1 protein-coding gene is annotated in these 1,873 nt (G+C 50.8%); it reads right to left on the minus strand.

The annotated features are described in order from the left end of the window. Positions 1 to 68: 68 nt before the first annotated feature. On the minus strand, positions 69 to 1,727 hold the full coding sequence (locus tag NK638_RS12200; RefSeq protein WP_274633224.1) for an FGGY family carbohydrate kinase: 1,659 nt from the start codon (positions 1,725 to 1,727) through the stop codon (positions 69 to 71). Positions 1,728 to 1,873 lie beyond the last annotated feature (146 nt).

Raw genomic sequence — 1,873 nt, forward strand, 5'->3', positions numbered from 1 at the left:
TGGAACAATTTTAGCGATCAGCAGTGCCTATTTGCGAATGTTCAACACGCCCTATTTATCGCGTTGTTTTATAGCGGCATTAAGGATCGTTTGATGGCTTGCTGCCATTTACTCAGATGCTGCTCACGCATATCTGCCGACATGCTCGGCTCAAATATACGATCTACTTGCCAAGACGCTTGCATTGTGGTGTCATCATACAGCCCTGTTTTTAGACCCGCGAGCATTGCTGCACCTTTTGCGGTGATTTCTGTGTCTCTAGGGCGCAGCACCGGCACATCCAGTAGATCTGCCTGAAACTGCATCAGCAAATCATTATTGGCCGCGCCGCCATCTACCCTGAGCTCTGTAAGCGGATGGGGGCTGTCTTTCTGCATTGCAATCAGCACGTCATAGGTTTGATAAGCGACCGCTTCTAGCGCTGCACGAGCAATATGCGCCTTAGTAGTGCCGCGGCTCATCCCAGTGATACTGGCGCTGATATCAGAGCGCCAATAAGGCGCGCCAAGTCCTGTAAAAGCTGGCAATAGTACCACCTCCTCACTACTGTCTACTTGCCGTGCCAAATCCTCCACTTCACCACTTGTCTTAATCATACCCAAATTATCTCGTAGCCACTGGATGATGGCGCCTGCCATAAACACACTACCTTCCAAGGCATAGGTCACTTCTTTTTTTGGTGGCTGTAATAGGCGCATACCTGACTGAACGATTTGGTCAAATGATAAGTTATCTGGGCGCGTTGGGCTGGTTTTTCGCTGCCACGCGATGGTGGTCAGCAGTTTATGTTCGCTGATTTTTGGTTGTTTGCCTATGTTCATCAGCATAAAGCACCCAGTCCCGTAGGTGTTTTTGGCCATACCCGCGTCCAGACAGCCTTGGCCAAAGAGCGCCGCTTGCTGATCGCCCAATACCGACTGAATAGGTATTTGCTTGGCAAACAGGCCTTTTTTGGTCTTGCCAAAATCTCCGTCAGACGGCAAAACGGTGGGTAGGATGCTCATGGGTATCGAAAAACGGGCACACAGCACCTCTGACCATGCCAGCTTATGAATATCAAACAATAATGTCCGAGATGCATTGGTCACATCGATGACATGCGCGCCACCCGTCAGTTTGTATATCAACCAGCTATCGATGGTGCCCACCGCTATCTCACCTCTACTGGCGCGCACGCTCAGCTTAGGATTGTTTTCGAGCAGCCAAGCGATTTTGCTGGCACTAAAATATGGATCGAGGCGCAGGCCAGTCAGACGCTGTACCTCTTCTGCCATGCCATGCTGCGCGCTGCTATTGAGACCCGTGTCGCTAACCGCAACTTTGCTCAATGCGCTTTTGCTCCGTGCACCGCTGTCAGACTCGCCGCGACTTGCAGGCTCAGCGGCCAGAGTTTTGCAATAGCTGGCCGTACGCCTGTCTTGCCAAATAATCGCTGGCGCTAATGGCTTGCCGGTTTGTTTGTCCCACATCACAATAGATTCACGCTGGTTGGTGATAGCAATGCTACTGACATCGGTAGCCAGCAGGCCTGCGAGGTTGATCACATCGTGCGCACAGCTAATCTGCGTCTGCCAAATTTGCTGGGCGTCTTGCTCTACAAAACCTGCCTTAGGTGTCTGCAAGGTCGTCGGTTGCTGCGCCATCTTAATGGGGCGGGCGTGATCGTCGTAGAGTATCGCTCGGCTCGATGTCGTGCCTTGGTCCAATGCCAATATATATCCTGCCATTACCTGCCCCTTTTTTGCTGATATGCTAAATAATCGTCAGCTCAGTTTACAATATGTCCTGAGTCTGTCCTGTTCTGAGTATAGTCGATGTACTCTAAAAAGCGCATAGCGCTACTGGGATGCTATTTTTAAACGTAGGTTGCGCA

Origin of the sequence: Psychrobacter sp. A3 (assembly GCF_028823565.1) — a bacterium.
Lineage (GTDB): Bacteria > Pseudomonadota > Gammaproteobacteria > Pseudomonadales > Moraxellaceae > Psychrobacter > Psychrobacter celer.

Bases quoted from the DNA above. Each gene is read 5' to 3' on its own strand.
- NK638_RS12200 (WP_274633224.1), bottom strand. From the start codon at position 1,727: ATGGCAGGATATATATTGGCATTGGACCAAGGCACGACATCGAGCCGA.